The organism is Paenibacillus sp. FSL R5-0810 (assembly GCF_038002285.1).
GTDB classification, from domain to species: Bacteria; Bacillota; Bacilli; order Paenibacillales; family Paenibacillaceae; genus Paenibacillus_AQ; species Paenibacillus_AQ lactis.
The window spans coordinates 5806478-5823505 of record NZ_JBBOCF010000001.1 but is presented as its reverse complement, the minus strand read 5'-3'; the positions used below and the strand labels follow the sequence as shown (position 1 = coordinate 5823505).

The following is a 17028-nucleotide window of genomic DNA, read 5'->3' as shown; positions in this document are numbered from 1 at the left end:
CCGCATTCGGCTTGTGCCAAATTGCGGGTTTTTGTTGGGATGATTAGTAAGCATTCTTGAAGCCATTGCGGATCGTACGCAGAATAATCTTGATATCAAACAGAATGGACCAGTTTTCAATGTAAAAAATATCATGCTTGATCCGTTCCTCAATCGACGTATCGCCGCGCAGCCCATTGCTCTGCGCCCAACCGGTAATGCCAGGCCGAACATGGTGCTTCACCATGTATTTCGGAATTTCCTCTTTGAACTGCTCCACGTAGTACGGACGCTCCGGTCTTGGACCCACGACGCTCATATGCCCAAACAGCACATTGAAGAACTGCGGCAGCTCGTCGAGACTGGTCTTGCGCAAGAACGAACCGAATTTAGTGCGACGCGGGTCATTTTCCACGGTCCATCCGGTGTCGACTACGCCTGGCGGCAGCGGCTTCATGGAACGGAATTTATACATGTTGAACGTGCGGCGGTTAAGCCCTACCCGCTCCTGCTTAAAGATCGCCGGCCCGGGCGAGGTCAGCTTGATGCCGATGAAAATCCCGACCATGACAGGCAGCGTCAGGATAATCGCCACCAGCGAGAAGACAATATCGAACGCCCGCTTAAATAGCCGGTTCGCGGCCAGATCCAGGGGAATATCCCGCACATTGATCATCGGCATGCCCGCAAAGTTGTCGAATACCGGCCGGGCCGGAAGATAATCGAAAAAGTCCGGAATAATGAGCGTACGCACGCCCGCCTTCTCGCAAGCTGCGATGATCTCGGGATATTTGTGATGGGCATTGAGCGGCAAGGCCAGCACAACTTCGTCGATGAGCTTTTCGTTCAACACATTGTCCAGGTCGCTGACCGATCCAAGGATCGGTTTGAAACGCCTCTCCTCCAGCTCGCTCCATTGCTGGTAATCGTCCAGGAACCCGATCACCTCGTAACCGAGTTCAGGGTACTGCTGCAGATTTTTATAGAACCGCTTGCCCAGCGTTCCAGCACCCACGATGAGGACGAACTGGCGATTGTAGCCTTTTTCCCGGAAATGCTTCAGCGTCTTCTTCAGAAAATAACGGTACAGGATGATCGACGCTACGTTCAGGATCATGTAGATGGCGAGATACCAGCGGGAGATATTGACCTCCTTCACGAAGAACATCAAGCTGAGCAGGATGAACATCCCAATAAAATGCATTTGGAAGATCTTCATGAACTCGTCGGCAAAACGCTTCTTTCGCTTAGGCGAGTACAACGAAATCATGATGCCGACCGCGACAGCAACTCCGCCGTATACCAAACTCCACATCCCGTACGATTCGATAGGAAGCGGCATTTCATATGGGAACCAGCCGCTTTCGAATTTGATCCACCATGCAAGCAGGAATGACAGCTGGATGAAGGCAAAGTCGGTCAACATATAGACTCGGGTCAAGAAGCCCTGATTCTTGCGGATCATGATTTCACCTCCACTCCGCCGGAAGATGAGGGCATCGATGCCGGCCGAATCGGCTTCAGCCGGTTCGTGAGCAGGGCCAAGAGCATTTTCAAACCGACGCCTGCATACACCGCTCCGTTAACCAATATGTTGTACTTCTTCCGGTAATGCTTCCGATGGAACAAAATCATCGCCCGATGGAATTCATAAATAATCTTGAATGGACGGCGCCGGGCGCTTCCGCCTTTGTAATGCACAATCGTCGTACGAGGATAATAGTGGATGCCCCACCCGGCCTGCTTGATCCGATAGCACCAATCGATATCTTCTCCATACATGAAAAATGTCTCGTCCAACCCGCCTACCTGCTCAATCGTCTCCCGCCGTACCAGCATGAACGCGCCGACCAGACAATCCACGGGATACTCCTGATCGGGATCGAGATAGCCTAGCTGATACTGATTGAAACGCGGCTCATTAGGAAACAGCTTGCTCAGGCCGAAGGCATAGTAAAAGGAGGCGGAAGGCGTTGGAAAGCCTCTCTTGCACGCCTTGTCCAGGGAACCGTCCGGCAGAATGATTTTGCAGCCCGAGGCGCCCGTTATCGGATTACGGTCCATAAAGGCCACCATCGTTTGTATCGTATCCCGCTGGATCACGGTGTCGGAATTTAAAAGCAGCACATAACGTCCCTGCGCCGCTGCCATCCCCTGGTTGTTGGCTTTGGCAAAGCCGGTATTTTCTGTATTCTCAATCAGCTTAACGAGCGGGAATTCCTGACGAATCGCCTGCACGGAATCGTCCTTCGAATCGTTATCAATGACGATGACTTCATATGTAAATTCGGTCTCTGATGCGAATACCGATCGCAAGCAATCCAACGTCAGCTGACGGGTATTGTAGTTCACGATTAAAATGCTAACATCCATTGCTGCATGGCTCCTGACAAATATAGTAATCTATCGACATTATAGCATAGAGTTTGTTGGGGATGTCGGAATTACAAGGAAATCCTGCATGCTTCATATAAAACCTATCAAGATAAAAAATTTAAACAGAAGGCTTTCGGCACGGGATTGACGATGCAGCTTACTGCGTCTGATATATCGGATTCGCTCGGCCACACTGCGGCGCGGCGAGAGAAACAGGTCCAACTGCTCTTTTTGTTCATTGTTTAACCGGGCACCATAGATCTTCCGAAACTCTTCGGCCTGCTTCCGGAGCAATCCCCTTCCGGTATGTCTCTTAAAGCTCGCCCACTTGCTCTTCAATTTACCAAACAGTGTATTGCTTCCGCCCACTACATTATGGTTGTGCTGGCGGTATAGCATTGAAGGCGAGTGGTCATATATTACCGTTCCAAACGCGGATACTAGCAGATAGAACCACCAATCATGCATGAGGATGCTGTCACTGTCAGCCTTCCTACAGTTCACAAACAAATTCCGAGCCGATGCATTCATCGTAATGGTCGCCCCAATCGCGATGTTCTCATAAAGGGCATTATAGAAGGATGGTTCCCTAGCAGGAGGCTTGGGCCATACACCTAGGCGGTTCAAATATTCATCCGTTAGATAGGCAGGCGTAAATATCATCGCAGGCACTTCCGTATGGAGCGCCGAATGTAAACGAGCCACAGCCGACTCTACCTTATGTTCCAGCCACACATCATCTTGGTCACAGAAGCAAAAGTAATCCGCAGTCGGGTCCGAGCTCCGCAGCAATTCAAAAAAGCTTGCCACGACGCCGATATTGTTACCATGCATTACGGTAATCCGATCGGGATATTCTGCCTCCATTCTCTTCAGAAGGTCGGGCGTTTCATCCGAAGAACCATCATCCCGTATGAGCAATGAAATGGAAGGATATCGCTGCTGAAGAATACTATGAATCTGTTCCTCGACATAAGCGGCTCCATTATATGTAGATAGTAATACTTGTACTTTTTCCATATCCCCCCGTACCTCCGATAAAACACACTGTACTGGCTAAACGAAAGACCCGATCTACAGATCAGGTCTTGTCAGTCGCTGTATTTATCTTAAGTATAAATCAGGGTCCTTCTTCATATCTACCATAAACTGCTTCAGTCCATCTCTCCAATGCGGTAAATCCTGCAGTTGGTTGATCCGAATCGCAAGATGATCCATCACCGAAAAGGCAGGCCGGGGAGCAGGTCGTGGAAATTGTGCTGTGGTGCATGGCTCCAGTTTCGCGGTTATGCTCAGCCCTATTTGCTCACGTGCTCCTTCAAAAATAGCCTCAGTAAACTCATACCATGTGCAAGATCCGCTATTGGAAGCATGATATGTGCCATATTTCTCAGTTGGCAGTAGTTGCAACAGGAAGTGGGCTAAATCCACCGTATAGGTTGGAGATCCCTTCTGGTCATGGACAACCTGCAGCACAGGTTTTTCCTGTCCGAGCCGCAGCATCGTTTTAACGAAATTGCTACCATTCAGGCCAAAAACCCAGGAAGTTCTCACGATAAACCATTTGGAGCAGAAATCGCGTACCATCTGTTCGCCGGCAAGCTTGGATTGACCATATACCGTCTTCGGATCCGTCGGATCATATTCCGAGTAAGGCCGGTCCGCATTACCGTTGAATACATAGTCCGTGCTAATGTAAATCAGTTTGGCGCCTACTCTCTCTGCGGCAAGCGCAATATTTCGTGTTCCGATCGCATTCACGAGATAAGCACCGTCGGCATCCGATTCAGCAGCATCCACAGCTGTATATGCAGCACAGTGGATAATAGCCTCGGGGCGACTCTTCGATATGACATCAAAGCATTGCTCCAAATCCGTAATATCCAGTTCGGCACGGCCGAGCCCTTGTACCTCATGCCCAGACCTACGAAAACACTGCACAACGTCCTGCCCGAGCTGACCGTTTGCTCCGGTTACCAGAACTCTCATGCGTTATCCCCCAACCGAGTGCTGTACTGCTTCGCCATATAATCCCGATAAGCTCCAGACTGGATACGTCTCCACCATTCCTTGTTATTTAAGTACCATTGGATCGTTTCCTTGATGCCTGTCTCAAAATTATGCTTCGGCTTCCAGCCAAGTTCCTCCGTAATCTTCGTCGGGTCTATGCCATAGCGCCGGTCGTGACCCGGTCTGTCCTGCACATAGCGGATAAGGGAGTCCGGCTTCCCAAGCTCCTTCAAAATGGTTTGGACGATATGAATGTTCGTACGCTCGTTGTTGCCGCCGATGTTATAAACCTCGCCGATGCGTCCTTGTCGAATGACCAGATCAATGGCGCTGCAATGGTCCTCGACATACAGCCAATCCCGAATATTCAATCCATCACCATAGATCGGCAGCGACTCATCCTGTAATGCTCGGGAAATCATGAGCGGAATGAGCTTCTCGGGGAATTGATACGGCCCGTAGTTATTGGAGCAGCGGGTAATATTCACCGGCAGTCCGAACGTCTCGTGATAGGCTCTTACGAGCAGATCGCCACCCGCCTTACTGGCCGAATACGGGCTGTTTGGAGCCAGCGGCGTCGTCTCGCTGAATAATCCTGTCTCCCCCAGAGATCCGTAAACTTCGTCCGTAGAAACCTGCACAAATTTCGTTACCCCGTATTTCTTCGCGGCATCAAGCAGAACTTGCGTACCCAGAACATTGGCATTAACAAATGCCTCCGGCTCCAGGATGCTGCGATCCACGTGGGATTCAGCCGCAAAATTTACGACAACATCGACGCCACTCTTGAAGACTTCATCCACTTTCCCTTTATCCGCGATATCTCCGTGAACAAAGGTATAGTTCGGTTCATTCTCCACCGATTTCAGATTTTCCAAATTCCCTGCATACGTAAGAGCATCCAGATTGATGATCTCATCCTGTGGGTGCTGCCGCATCATATATAAAATGAAATTACTGCCGATAAAACCGGCACCGCCGGTAACCAAGATTTTCATAGTTGTTCTCCCTTACTCAAAATTCATCTCTGCGTCTTTCAACAGCGGATGCCGCTGGTCTTTTTCCGATAAAATCGGATTTGACGTTGGCCAATCGATGCCAAGTGCCGGATCACTCCATAATATGCCGCGATCATGTTCAGGGGAATAGTATTCATCCACTTTGTAAAGGACTTGGGTATTCGGAACGAGTGTACAAAAGCCGTGTGCAAAACCTTTCGGCACAAGCAACTGCCGCTTGTTATGCTCGCTCAAAATCACTCCAACCCATTGACCAAATGTAGGGGAGTTCTTCCGAATATCTACGATTACATCATAGATTGCTCCGGTCAGCACTCGAACAAGTTTCGTTTGAGCATTCGGGTTGAGCTGGTAATGCAGCCCCCGAAGAACACCAGGTTCTGCGGACAAAGAATGATTATCTTGAATAAAGTTGTAGTTGATGCCATTTTGTTTAAAAAGCGAGTCGTTGTAGCTTTCCATAAAAAAACCCCGGTGATCGCCGTGGACCACCGGTTCAATGATGAGGGCATCTGTGAGTCTTAAAAGAGTGACGTTCATAGGGTATCCTCCCTAACTACAGTTTAAGTTTACCAAAGTCGTCTCCAAACTGAACGTCTTTGGCCAATTCATTGGCACGGGCGAGCGAGGCGTGGGTCCCTGCGTCGGTCCACCAGCCTTGGAGTATATCAAAAGTAAGCTCTCCTCGTTCAATATATGCATTATTTACATCGGTGATCTCCAATTCACCTCGAGCGGAAGGTTTCAATGTCTTAATGATATCAAAAACTGAAGAATCATACATATAAATTCCCGTAACTGCATACTGCGACTTCGGTTGCGATGGCTTCTCTTCAATCGAGACGATTCGCTCACCCTCAAGCTCCGGTACGCCAAAACGATGGGGATCTGGAACTTCTTTAATCAGGATCTTGGCACCTGACTTCTGTTGCTTGAATTTGGACACATAGGAAGAAATATCGTCTTCAAAGACGTTATCTCCTAGTATGACAGCAATCTGCTCTTCTTCGGCAAATTGTTTTGCAAGATATAAAGCCTGTGCAATGCCCCCGGCTTCGTCCTGCACTTTGTAGGTAAAGGAGACACCCATATCACGACCACTACCGAGAAGATTTACGACATCCCCCATATGATCCTTACCTGTGACAATAAGGATATCCGTCAGGCCAGCCTGACGGAGCTTATATACCGGATGGAAAATCATCGGGTATTTTCCAACCGGGAGTAAGTGTTTGTTTGTAACTTTGGTTAAGGGGTACAGGCGTGTGCCTGTGCCGCCGGATAGGATGATGGCTTTCATTTCAATCTCCTTTTTTGTGTAGAAGTCACAATACCATAACAACTGTACCACAAATAATTAGAGCTATCCCTATCAATTGATAAGTAGTTGTTTTTTCTTTGAGGTAATACTTTGAAATTAAAAATGTCCATATGTAAGTAATGGAAGTTAACGGGTATACCAATGTGTATGGAGCAAACTTTAATACTACTATATTTATAATAGCCCCAATAAAATACAAAGAGGCTCCGAAAGTCAACAATCCTAAAAATAATTTGATCTTTTTTGAACCTAGGTGGTTTGTTGATTTCTTAAAAAACAATCCACCTAGTGAACCCATTATTGTCATAAGCAAAATTAATAAAATAGTCTTAATCATGTTGATTGACACCTATTGTAATGGCACCTAATGAGATTATGAGTATTCCCAAGCATTTTTGTAAGGTGATTTCTTCATTCAAGAAAAAAAATCCAATAAATACTGAAAAAATATAGCCCACACATAATAGTGGCTGTAAAACAGATAAATTTCCATATTTATAAGCTATTATCATAAATGCAGCGCCGAAGATATACAGTATCAATCCTAACAAGACTAACAGCAGATTTGTTCCTTCTGATACTTTCCATAGAGCTTGCCCTATAGAAGTGATCAACGCTGAACAAAGAATAAATCCTATTCCAATCTTGTGGTTTATAAATAGAATTTGATCATCGCTTCGTTTACTAATTAGTGCCACCTCTTAAATTAGAGTTTTTACCTACAAAGACAGTTAAGAAAGCTAAGAACATCACCAACACATTCCCGTACGAGTAACGAAAATCCTGGGCAGGAATTGCTGCTAACAACATCCCTGTATTCAGCATCACAGGTAACGAAATTAATGAATACTTCCAATTCCCCCTCAAAATATTAACAAAAGAAAAGAGAATGATTAAAAAAGTATAGATTGCAGGTCTCCAGATTATATTTAGAGGATACAACCATGTGGAGTTTAATATTTGATTTATAACACTTGTTAATTTTTCATTTATTACTATGCTTGTCAAACCCATTTTTTCCCCAATCTCTTTTGGGTAAATATCCGTTAAATATAGTGTCGAGACCCCATCATTAAATTGCTTTATCTGCCATACTACAGAGACTTGCTTAAGATATGCCTTAATAACTAGCTTAGGGTTATTAAATGAAACAACTAACCATTGCTTGAGGAACTCATTTTTATTTTCCAATAAGAAGCTTCTATTGAATTGTTCATTAAATTTTATAGGATCAACCGAGTAGGGATTATATAATTTCCTCCACATATCAAGAGGTAAAACCTCATTAAAAAAATCTTTCTGCTCCTGTGCCAAATTTCCATCTTGTGCAATAACGCTTGCAATAAGTTGCGTAGGAATTGCAAGTGCTTCATTCGGATCTGAAGATTTTACATTGAAAAAATTATAGAGCGGACCAGTGATTATTAATTGAACAACTACCACAATAATTGAAATAAAATAGACTTTTTTTAGATCTGATTTAAATATTATAGCTAATATAACCAATGTAACAACGAATACTAACAGACCATTATGCCTGAACATAATAAAGCCAAGACTAGAAATAAAGTATAAAAAGATATTTAAATTAGAATCTAGCCAATTGCCTCTAGTTTTTATTAAGTTAAAGATAAAAATGGAGAACAATAACATACATGCACTATACAAGATATCTTTCCACATAGTTATTGAATATATTCCGTTTATAGGGATTAAAGACATGCATAGCACGATCATCCATATCAGAAATTTCCTTACTCCATACTTCTCAAAGGTATATCCCAAATATCCAATTATAAATGCGAGAATAAGAATTTGAACTACAGAATAGGCCGCAGGGCTTTTCCATATTATTGTGGTTAGCATAATAAACCATGTATGTGCTACAGGATGCCAATCATTAAACTCATGACTAATTGTTTGAGACCATTGATCTAAGGAATCTGGTGACATTGCTCCAGGAAAATATGATATAAGATAAAAACTATAAATGACTATACTCGGTAGAGAATAAATAAGTATTCTATATTTACCTATCAGAGATGTCCCAGTAGCATTTGAATCATAACTCAATAAATTATAAGTAGTGTACAATACTAAGCACATCAAAGAAATTACTGCAAGGACACTTATTATTAAATTACCTAATAGTGATTTAGACGCATCAAATCTTGAACCTATAAGACTCAAAAATAGCAAAAAAGAAAAAATGAAGTAGAAAATATAAATCCATATTTTGGTTTTATAATTGAATGACTTATACGGTTTAAATACTTCCCCCTTTATACTAGCCTGAATTGATTTCACACAAAAAATTAGTAGAAATGAGAATAACAACAATATTACAAACATTTGATTTGGTATAAGAACATAAATAAGGCAGGTGGAAAAAATCACTGCAACAATCCACATTAATGCTGTTTTTTCTTTTAGTTCAATATTCATTTCCTGCCTTCACCAACTTCATTGTTTTATGTAGTTCAAGTTCATACTGCTTCCGAGAATTTGAAACTACTGTATCAAGAATAAGTCCACACGATAGGGAAATAATCGCCAATAACATAAATCCTGTCGCAAGAACTGCTGATGGTAATCTCGGTACCAAACTTGTTTTAAGATACTCAAAAATCACGGGAAGTCCAATTATTAAACCTATCAATACAAAGATGGTAGACCAACAAACAAAAAAGATTAACGGTTTATAGTCTTTGAATAAAGTGAATATTGTCTTCAATACCTTGAACCCGTCAGTTAGAGTACTGAGTTTTGAAAAACTCCCTTCCGGACGATCTCGATAATTAATAGGTACTTCCTTAATTAAAAACCTCTTATCCAAAGTATGAATTGTCAGTTCAGTTTCTATTTCAAATCCAGGACTCATAGCTGGAAACGACTTCACATAGAGTTTATTAAATGAACGATAACCTGTCATAATATCATTTATGTTACTTTTATAAAGCTTATTAATTAAATTTTTGACTAAATTGTTACCTAAATCATGAAATGGTCTTTTGTTTTCATTAAAATATGAACCATTTGATAATCTATCCCCTATCACCATATCTGCTTCTTGGTTAATTAGTGGCTCCAATAGTTGGTGAACGTACTCAGCAGGATATGTATCATCTCCATCAACCATAACATAATAATCTGCATCAATATTTAAAAACATAGATCGTACAACATTACCTTTCCCTTGCCTAAATTCCTTCTTCACGATAGCTCCATGCTCAGTTGCAATTTTCGCGGTATTGTCACTTGAGTTATTATCATACACATATATTTTTGCATTGGGTAGCTCTTTTTTAAAGTCATCTATGACTTTACCAATCGTTTGTTCCTCATTGTAACAAGGTATAAGAATCGCTACTTCCATAAACAAATATCTCCCTTATTATGTGTTTTCCTTTTCTTTATTAGGCTAATGATGAAGTTGCGTGTCCAAAGCTCTTTTTTTCGCAAATTTTCGTTTATAGCTTCATCCACTTAATTTTTTAGAGACTGGTTATGGCAACAACCTCATAGTCTCCCCTTTATTGTTAAAGTAGCTGTACCAATCATTCAGATTTTGATTTGTTAATTTTCTTCAATTGGATCACATTTAAAACTAGAAAAGAAAGACTAGAAATAAAGATTAAAGAAAATAAGCAACTAATCCACCGTTGAATGTTAGTTGTAGGTACTAAATTGGTTTTTACTGTATAGCTGTAATCACCACTATCAGGAGAATACAAATCATGTGTCTCTTTGTGATTACCTTCGTTTATAGAGATATTCCCAGACCAAGCATGTTTTAAAAATTTGATCCTTATATCCTGGGCTTTTGGTAAATCAAAAACAATTTTGTCAGGTTGGCTGCCAGAATTCACTATTGCTCCTTCTTTTTCAGTCCAAACATTTTTGTTTCTTATCATAGGAACGTCTTTCAGTTCTACTTTTCTATCATCTATATATATACCTGTAATCCATACCTCAGAGCCATTTGATTTTGGATTCTTAGTTATACTGGGTACTATCTCCACTGAAGTCGGCTTATAGTTTTTCACAATCAAACTATCGTTAAACACCAGAACACATATTATTGAAACACACAAAGAAACTAAAACCAGGCCTATTCTTCCCCCTACATTTTTAGAAATAACGTATTTATTTATTAAGTAAAACACCAAAGTATTCAATATAAATAGGTAGCAAAAAACAAATATGAGCTGTAAAACTGTCTGAATTGTATACTGACTTATTACTTCTGTTAAATATATCGAATTTATCACAATAACAATTAAAACCGGGATGATTTTTTTCATAGATTAATTCTTCCTTTTAGTTATTGCTCGAATCTTCCTTAGAGGTGCAGTTATCCTCCATGAAATAGTGTTTTCGTAAGTTCTGATTAGCTCCTGATAAAATGCCATATCGGACGAAGTTATCTGCGATTCGTTGCTTATAAAAAAATCTCTAAGGACTACATTTTTATAGGATACTTCATCCTTCACATCCCACCAAGAAGCATCATAGTGATGTACAGCCAAATTTTTTCCATCGTACACATCAATCGTTAGCACATTCGGCGGATAAATTCTAATGTTTTCTTTTAATATTTGATATCTTCCATTCATGTCAATCTCATATTTTTCTTCTAAGATATCAGTTAGCCGTTTTACAATCGTATGGGCTGTATTATAAGAACCATTACTTTGTTTAAAACGATCCTCCCTGTATGTATCCAACCATTGTTTTATTAGAGGATGACCTGCTACCGCCCCAAATATTCCCGCGTGTACTGCATCTCTTGTTTCAAATGCAAAAAAAGCATCACTAATCCGCAAAGAATCAATTCGATTCATTAATTCCATATCGGTATCCATGTAAATTCCACCTTGTTCATAGATAACCTTGATTCTGAAGTAGTCCGCTACAAATGCCCATTTCTTTGCTTCATAGGCTTCCTTCACATACTCATTTTCTTCAATATTGCAATTAGTTTCATTCCACTCTATGATCTCATAGTCCCCTGCGAAAGTTTCCCACGATTTAATGCATTTTTTTACTAACTCACTCTTCTCTCCCTTGCCAAACCAAAAATAATGTATCTTTTTGGGAATGAGCTTTGCTCTTAAAATGTCTATAATGGATTTGTTCTTCACTGCTTCCTGGTAAAAAGAATTTGTGCTTATGATATCGCGTCTTGAATTTGCATATTCAAGAAACTCGTCGGCAAAATCAGGTTTGAATTCTAAAAATGAAGCTATACTTTTGCTTACTGCCATAATTGCTTCAGCTTGATACTCGCTATTGACATTTGTAATAACCCTTTCCCATGAGTTAATTACTCCTAATGTCCTTCTGTCTGAACTATAAGTTATCGAACCTCCTCGTTGCCTGTAATAATACATTGGAAAATCCAAGTAACCGATACTATTGGCATAGGATAGCAATATTGGTGTTGTTCCAATATCCTCGTACCAGTCTTTTGTAAATCTTGTTAGATCAAAAAACTTTCGATGATATAATTTATTACAGGCTGTCGCCGGATCAATAGAGTTAATGACACACTCTCTATGAGTAAAATTGCTTCCTCTAAAGCCTTTTGACCTGTAGCCTGTTGTCCATCCATCCTTAACAATCATAAAGTCACATATTACAATGTCATGACCATACTTTGTCATATTATGCATAGCCTCGAACATCTTAATGTCTACCCAATCATCTGAATCTACGAAGCCTATATATTCTCCCCGAGCATATTCCAGCCCAAAGTTCCTGGCTTCTCCCAGTCCCCCATTCTCCTTACTGAGGGAGATTATTTTATATGGATGTTTTTCTGCGTACTCATCTATTATTTTCTGTGATCCATCCGTGGAACCATCATTCACGACTATTATTTCTATATCGCTTAATGTTTGATCTACCAATGAATCCAAGCACTTTCTTATATACTTTTCGACATTATATACAGGAACAATCACTGAGACTGCTATCTTCTTCTCCATTCGATCCTTCCATTCTTCAAAGTAAATTTTTATGTTTGAAAATATAAAAATCAGATGTGGATGTAGTCATTTCTCGCCCTAATTGAAAAGGATACTTGTTGGGTATAAAATCGATTAAAACCCATTCAGCACAATTTTCTTGTACATATCTCATAAATTTTCGATGTCTGAATTCAGGCCAAACAGTAAATTCTTCATGATTACTTGAGTATACAATGATATATTTTTTTGAGGATGAAAATAAATCGTGCATATATTGTTCATAGACATCTTCTTCAGTTAAATGAAAAATAACATCTAATGATAAAGCTAAATCATAATCTTGACTAATATACTTGTCTTTTTCCTCAGTAGTATAAAACAATTTATTTTTATCACCACAGTATTTTTCTTTGTTTTTATTGATAACCGACTGGGAAACATCTACCCCCACATATTTTTTATATTTCATAAATGATAATTGATTGCCATCTCCGCATCCAAATTCAATAACAGTATTTATCTTTTTTTGATCTAAAAAAGAATTTATAATCATTGCCTTGAATTCTGCTAAGTGAGCATAAGAACCCGTGCCTGAGCTATTCCCGTTTATATAATGAGTCTCCCAAAAGTCTTTAGAATCTATAGGGTTGCCTAAGCCTTTAAAATTAGAAAGCTCCTTCTTCAACTGTTGTATTTCTTGATTCAATAATTTTAACTCACTATCTTTGTGAATTAACTGTGCCTTATGTTTACTATTGATACTTTCAATAGTGTTATTTAAATGCTCTATAGCTTCTCGTTTTTTTGCAATCTCATTTTCATATTGTTTTTTCAATCTTTTGTAATTTTCTTCAAGTTGTTGATTAACCTCTTTCAAACCATTTAGTAGTTCTTTTATTTCAATTTCATTCTGTTCTCTTTCCTTCAGTATTTTGTTCAGAGAAATGATGTGATTATAGTAAGCTTGTCGCTCTTCAATTACTTTCTTAATTCTTGGTATTTTTTTTATAGATTTTCTCAGCATCTAACTCCCCCCTCTCTAATCATTTAAAAATCCTTCTATATAATTTATACGCAGGATCTAAAAAAAGCTTGATTATTCTTGCCTTAAGGCCCCTTTCATTATCTGAAATCCATCGTAATCTTCTATATAAATGTTTAAGTGTGTGAATTGCATTTCTTTCATTAAGTAAGACGTAATCTTTTAGGACTACATTTTTATAGGATACTTCATCCTTCACATCCCACCAAGAAGCATCATAGTGATGTACAGCCAAATTTTTTCCATCGTACACATCAATCGTCAGTATATTCGAGGGATAAATTTTAATGTTTTCATTTAATATTTGATATCTTCCATTCATCTTTATACCATAATTTTTCAACAAGATATCAGTTAGTCGTTTTACAATCGTATGGGCTGTATTATAAGAACCATTACTTTGTTTAAAACGATCCTCCCTGTATGTATCCAACCATTGTTTTATTAGAGGATGACCTGCTACCGCCCCAAATATTCCCGCGTGTACTGCATCTCTTGTTTCAAATGCAAAAAAAGCATCACTAATCCGCAAAGAATCAATTCGATTCATTAATTCCATATCGGTATCCATGTAAATTCCACCTTGTTCATAGATAACCTTGATTCTGAAGTAGTCCGCTACAAATGCCCATTTCTTTGCTTCATAGGCTTCCTTCACATACTCATTTTCTTCAATATTGCAATTAGTTTCATTCCACTCTATGATCTCATAGTCCCCTGCGAAAGTTTCCCACGATTTAATGCATTTTTTTACTAACTCACTCTTCTCTCCCTTGCCAAACCAAAAATAATGTATCTTTTTGGGAATGAGCTTTGCTCTTAAAATGTCTATAATGGATTTGTTCTTTACTGCTTCCTGGTAAAAAGAATTTGTGCTTATGATATCGCGTCTTGAATTTGCATATTCAAGAAACTCGTCGGCAAAATCAGGTTTGAATTCTAAAAATGAAGCTATACTTTTGCTTACTGCCATAATTGCTTCAGCTTGATACTCGCTATTGACATTTGTAATAACCCTTTCCCATGAGTTAATTACTCCTAATGTCCTTCTGTCTGAACTATAAGTTATCGAACCTCCTCGTTGCCTGTAATAATACATTGGAAAATCCAAGTAACCGATACTATTGGCATAGGATAGCAATATTGGTGTTGTTCCAATATCCTCGTACCAGTCTTTTGTAAATCTTGTTAGATCAAAAAACTTTCGATGATATAATTTATTACAGGCTGTCGCCGGATCAATAGAGTTAATGACACACTCTCTATGAGTAAAATTGCTTCCTCTAAAGCCTTTTGACCTGTAGCCTGTTGTCCATCCATCCTTAACAATCATAAAGTCACATATTACAATGTCATGACCATACTTTGTCATATTATGCATAGCCTCGAACATCTTAATGTCTACCCAATCATCTGAATCTACGAAGCCTATATATTCTCCCCGAGCATATTCCAGCCCAAAGTTCCTGGCTTCTCCCAGTCCCCCATTCTCCTTACTGAGGGAGATTATTTTATATGGATGTTTTTCTGCGTACTCATCTATTATTTTCTGTGATCCATCCGTGGAACCATCATTCACGACTATTATTTCTATATCGCTTAATGTTTGATCTACCAATGAATCCAAGCACTTTCTTATATACTTTTCGACATTATATACAGGAACAATCACTGAGACTGCTATCTTCTTCTCCATTCGATCCTTCCATTCGAATTCATTTTCTTATGAATCATTTTTTTAGCTAACCGAGTTAAATTATTGAAATAACCATAGATCAAAATCCTACTCCCTCTTATAATTGCTCCCTCATTAAAACTACGTCTACAGAATTCATATCTTATCAATTTATCGTATTTCAAATGCAACTCTAGATCGGTATTACTGTAATTTTCATTAGTATTTTTCTGCCTTTTATGGTAAAATGCAAGGGCTTGTGGTAAAACAACAATTTTTTTACTAAGTGCAAATCTCAAATTAAACTCCCAATCCCCTAAAACAGGCAAGTCTTCCCTATAGTATCCGATTTCAGTCAAAACATTTTTTCTATAAACAAAAGAGTTTGTTGTAAATAAATTTCTCCTCAGCAAGGAGTACTTTCCTATCCTTTTTAGGCGAGGATTTAAACTCTCTTTACATAGCTCTTGTATTGTTTGTCCTTCAATTTCCTCATGAACGATTGTTGATTTTGTTACTACACCATCAATTAAATTATTATTTACTAATATTTCAACACATTTTTCTAAAAAGGTTTCATCCCAAGTGTCATCATCATCTAATAAAGTGACAAATTTAGCATCCGTGTTTTTAAGCCCGACATTTGTAGCCACTTCCATAAAACTATTCCTTTGAAGATTGATTAAGCGAATATTATTACTAGTTCTGCATATAAATTCTGAGTGAATGGCAGAGATAGTACCTTCATCTCCGCCGTTGTTTATTAAAACTATCTCCCAATTCTTAAATGTCTGATTCAGTATGCTTTCCATTGCTCTTCTCAATAACAAAGGACGGTCCTTGGTTCGAACCATCACAGCAACAACGGGATTCAAAATAACACCTCTCCTGTCATGTCAAGCCATTTCATATGCATTAATTACAGTATCAGCTCTACCAACCATTTTGGTTTTTCCCTTCTCAATCCAAATTGCATTATTACACATTTCCTTTACCTGTGCAGAAGAATGCGAAACAAACAAAACAGTAGTACCATCATCAAGTAGTTCATTCATCTTTTTTTTACATTTTTCTTGAAATTTATAATCACCGACTGCTAGAACTTCATCTACAATCAGTATTTCAGGTTTAATTGTAGTCGCAACTGAAAATGCTAATCTCGCAACCATACCCGAAGAATAATTTTTAATAGGTACATCAATAAAATCTTTTAATTCTGAAAATTCTACGATACTGTGATAATGTTCTTCCATAAACGCTCTAGAGTGCCCTAGCACCGCGCCATTTAAGAATATATTCTCTTTAGCAGATAGATCAAAATTAAAACCTGCACCTAACTCTATAAGAGGAGCTAAATTCCCATTAACAACAACACTCCCTTTAGTAGGCTTCAATACTCCAGCAATGATCTTTAAAAGAGTGCTTTTACCGGCCCCATTTAATCCTACTAAACCAAACGTGTCCCCTTTTTTCACAGTGAACGAAATGTTCTGGAGAGCTTGGAACTCTTTAAAATAAAGTTCTTTTTTTAGAAGCTTTAAAACATATTCTTTTAAACTATCAATTTTTTCAGTTGATAAATTGAACAGCATGGAAACATCGTTAACCTCTACTGCATATTCTGACATATGTCC

The 17028-nt window shown here is 39.3% G+C and carries 17 protein-coding genes; all 17 read right to left on the bottom strand.

All coding sequences use genetic code 11. From position 1 onward, the window contains the following. Positions 1–43 precede the first annotated feature (43 nt). The gene (locus tag MKX76_RS25690; RefSeq protein WP_028405491.1) at positions 44–1444 is read right to left on the bottom strand and encodes an undecaprenyl-phosphate glucose phosphotransferase; all 1401 of its coding nucleotides are present in this window, start codon (positions 1442–1444) and stop codon (positions 44–46) included. Further along, positions 1441–2352, bottom strand: a complete 912-nt coding sequence (locus MKX76_RS25685) for a glycosyltransferase family 2 protein (protein ID WP_341034825.1) — start codon at positions 2350–2352, stop codon at positions 1441–1443. Before MKX76_RS25685 ends, MKX76_RS25690 begins: the two co-directional genes overlap by 4 nt. 93 nt (positions 2353–2445) lie before the next feature. Beyond that, on the bottom strand, positions 2446–3375 hold the full coding sequence (locus MKX76_RS25680) for a glycosyltransferase (protein WP_144871906.1): 930 nt from the start codon (positions 3373–3375) through the stop codon (positions 2446–2448). An 84-nt stretch (positions 3376–3459) separates the two neighbouring features. After that, positions 3460–4344, bottom strand: a complete 885-nt coding sequence (gene rfbD, locus MKX76_RS25675; RefSeq protein WP_341034824.1) for a dTDP-4-dehydrorhamnose reductase — start codon at positions 4342–4344, stop codon at positions 3460–3462. Further along, entirely contained in the window at positions 4341–5363 is a 1023-nt protein-coding gene (gene rfbB / locus MKX76_RS25670) for a dTDP-glucose 4,6-dehydratase (protein WP_341034823.1), read from the bottom strand. Before rfbB ends, rfbD begins: the two co-directional genes overlap by 4 nt. Before the next feature lie 12 nt (positions 5364–5375). Continuing rightward, positions 5376–5924 (bottom strand): dTDP-4-dehydrorhamnose 3,5-epimerase, encoded by a 549-nt coding sequence (gene rfbC / locus MKX76_RS25665; RefSeq protein ID WP_341034822.1) that lies wholly within the window; start codon positions 5922–5924, stop codon positions 5376–5378. Between the two features lie 16 nt (positions 5925–5940). After that, the gene (locus MKX76_RS25660; protein ID WP_144871914.1) at positions 5941–6684 is read right to left on the bottom strand and encodes a sugar phosphate nucleotidyltransferase; all 744 of its coding nucleotides are present in this window, start codon (positions 6682–6684) and stop codon (positions 5941–5943) included. 25 nt (positions 6685–6709) lie between these two features. After that, positions 6710–7042 carry a DMT family transporter gene (locus MKX76_RS25655; protein WP_099478316.1) on the bottom strand — a complete coding sequence of 111 codons (333 nt, stop codon included), beginning with the start codon at positions 7040–7042 and terminating at the stop codon, positions 6710–6712. After that, entirely contained in the window at positions 7035–7403 is a 369-nt protein-coding gene (locus tag MKX76_RS29805) for an EamA family transporter (RefSeq protein WP_206098251.1), read from the bottom strand. The genes MKX76_RS25655 and MKX76_RS29805 overlap by 8 nt, the downstream gene beginning before the upstream one ends. Next, positions 7390–9150: a DUF6020 family protein gene (locus MKX76_RS25650; RefSeq protein WP_099478315.1), complete on the bottom strand. Its 1761-nt coding sequence runs from the start codon at positions 9148–9150 to the stop codon at positions 7390–7392. Before MKX76_RS25650 ends, MKX76_RS29805 begins: the two co-directional genes overlap by 14 nt. After that, positions 9140–10081 (bottom strand): glycosyltransferase family 2 protein, encoded by a 942-nt coding sequence (locus MKX76_RS25645; RefSeq protein WP_341034821.1) that lies wholly within the window; start codon positions 10079–10081, stop codon positions 9140–9142. Before MKX76_RS25645 ends, MKX76_RS25650 begins: the two co-directional genes overlap by 11 nt. A 181-nt stretch (positions 10082–10262) precedes the next feature. Continuing rightward, positions 10263–11009 carry a hypothetical protein gene (locus tag MKX76_RS25640; protein WP_099478313.1) on the bottom strand — a complete coding sequence of 249 codons (747 nt, stop codon included), beginning with the start codon at positions 11007–11009 and terminating at the stop codon, positions 10263–10265. A gap of 3 nt (positions 11010–11012) precedes the next feature. After that, positions 11013–12695: a glycosyltransferase gene (locus tag MKX76_RS25635; RefSeq protein WP_099478312.1), complete on the bottom strand. Its 1683-nt coding sequence runs from the start codon at positions 12693–12695 to the stop codon at positions 11013–11015. A gap of 16 nt (positions 12696–12711) precedes the next feature. Beyond that, on the bottom strand, positions 12712–13701 hold the full coding sequence (locus tag MKX76_RS25630; RefSeq protein WP_099478311.1) for a class I SAM-dependent methyltransferase: 990 nt from the start codon (positions 13699–13701) through the stop codon (positions 12712–12714). Between the two features lie 19 nt (positions 13702–13720). Then, on the bottom strand, positions 13721–15415 hold the full coding sequence (locus MKX76_RS25625) for a glycosyltransferase (protein WP_099478310.1): 1695 nt from the start codon (positions 15413–15415) through the stop codon (positions 13721–13723). Further along, positions 15400–16269, bottom strand: coding sequence for a glycosyltransferase (locus MKX76_RS25620; protein ID WP_144868716.1), 870 nt, complete (start codon positions 16267–16269; stop codon positions 15400–15402). Before MKX76_RS25620 ends, MKX76_RS25625 begins: the two co-directional genes overlap by 16 nt. Positions 16270–16290: 21 nt before the next feature. Continuing rightward, positions 16291–17022, bottom strand: a complete 732-nt coding sequence (locus MKX76_RS25615; protein WP_099478308.1) for an ABC transporter ATP-binding protein — start codon at positions 17020–17022, stop codon at positions 16291–16293. Between the last annotated feature and the right edge of the window lie 6 nt (positions 17023–17028).

Excerpts from the sequence above, each read along its gene's own strand:
- MKX76_RS25690 (WP_028405491.1), bottom strand. The coding sequence starts at position 1,444 with ATGATCCGCAAGAATCAGGGCTTCTTGACCCGAGTCTATATGTTGACC.
- MKX76_RS25685 (WP_341034825.1), bottom strand. The coding sequence starts at position 2,352 with ATGGATGTTAGCATTTTAATCGTGAACTACAATACCCGTCAGCTGACG.
- MKX76_RS25680 (WP_144871906.1), bottom strand. The coding sequence starts at position 3,375 with ATGGAAAAAGTACAAGTATTACTATCTACATATAATGGAGCCGCTTAT.
- rfbD (WP_341034824.1), bottom strand. The coding sequence starts at position 4,344 with ATGAGAGTTCTGGTAACCGGAGCAAACGGTCAGCTCGGGCAGGACGTT.
- rfbB (WP_341034823.1), bottom strand. The coding sequence starts at position 5,363 with ATGAAAATCTTGGTTACCGGCGGTGCCGGTTTTATCGGCAGTAATTTC.
- rfbC (WP_341034822.1), bottom strand. The coding sequence starts at position 5,924 with ATGAACGTCACTCTTTTAAGACTCACAGATGCCCTCATCATTGAACCG.
- MKX76_RS25660 (WP_144871914.1), bottom strand. The coding sequence starts at position 6,684 with ATGAAAGCCATCATCCTATCCGGCGGCACAGGCACACGCCTGTACCCC.
- MKX76_RS25655 (WP_099478316.1), bottom strand. The coding sequence starts at position 7,042 with ATGATTAAGACTATTTTATTAATTTTGCTTATGACAATAATGGGTTCA.
- MKX76_RS25650 (WP_099478315.1), bottom strand. The coding sequence starts at position 9,150 with ATGAATATTGAACTAAAAGAAAAAACAGCATTAATGTGGATTGTTGCA.
- MKX76_RS25645 (WP_341034821.1), bottom strand. The coding sequence starts at position 10,081 with ATGGAAGTAGCGATTCTTATACCTTGTTACAATGAGGAACAAACGATT.
- MKX76_RS25640 (WP_099478313.1), bottom strand. The coding sequence starts at position 11,009 with ATGAAAAAAATCATCCCGGTTTTAATTGTTATTGTGATAAATTCGATA.
- MKX76_RS25635 (WP_099478312.1), bottom strand. The coding sequence starts at position 12,695 with ATGGAGAAGAAGATAGCAGTCTCAGTGATTGTTCCTGTATATAATGTC.
- MKX76_RS25630 (WP_099478311.1), bottom strand. The coding sequence starts at position 13,701 with ATGCTGAGAAAATCTATAAAAAAAATACCAAGAATTAAGAAAGTAATT.
- MKX76_RS25625 (WP_099478310.1), bottom strand. The coding sequence starts at position 15,415 with ATGGAGAAGAAGATAGCAGTCTCAGTGATTGTTCCTGTATATAATGTC.
- MKX76_RS25615 (WP_099478308.1), bottom strand. The coding sequence starts at position 17,022 with ATGTCAGAATATGCAGTAGAGGTTAACGATGTTTCCATGCTGTTCAAT.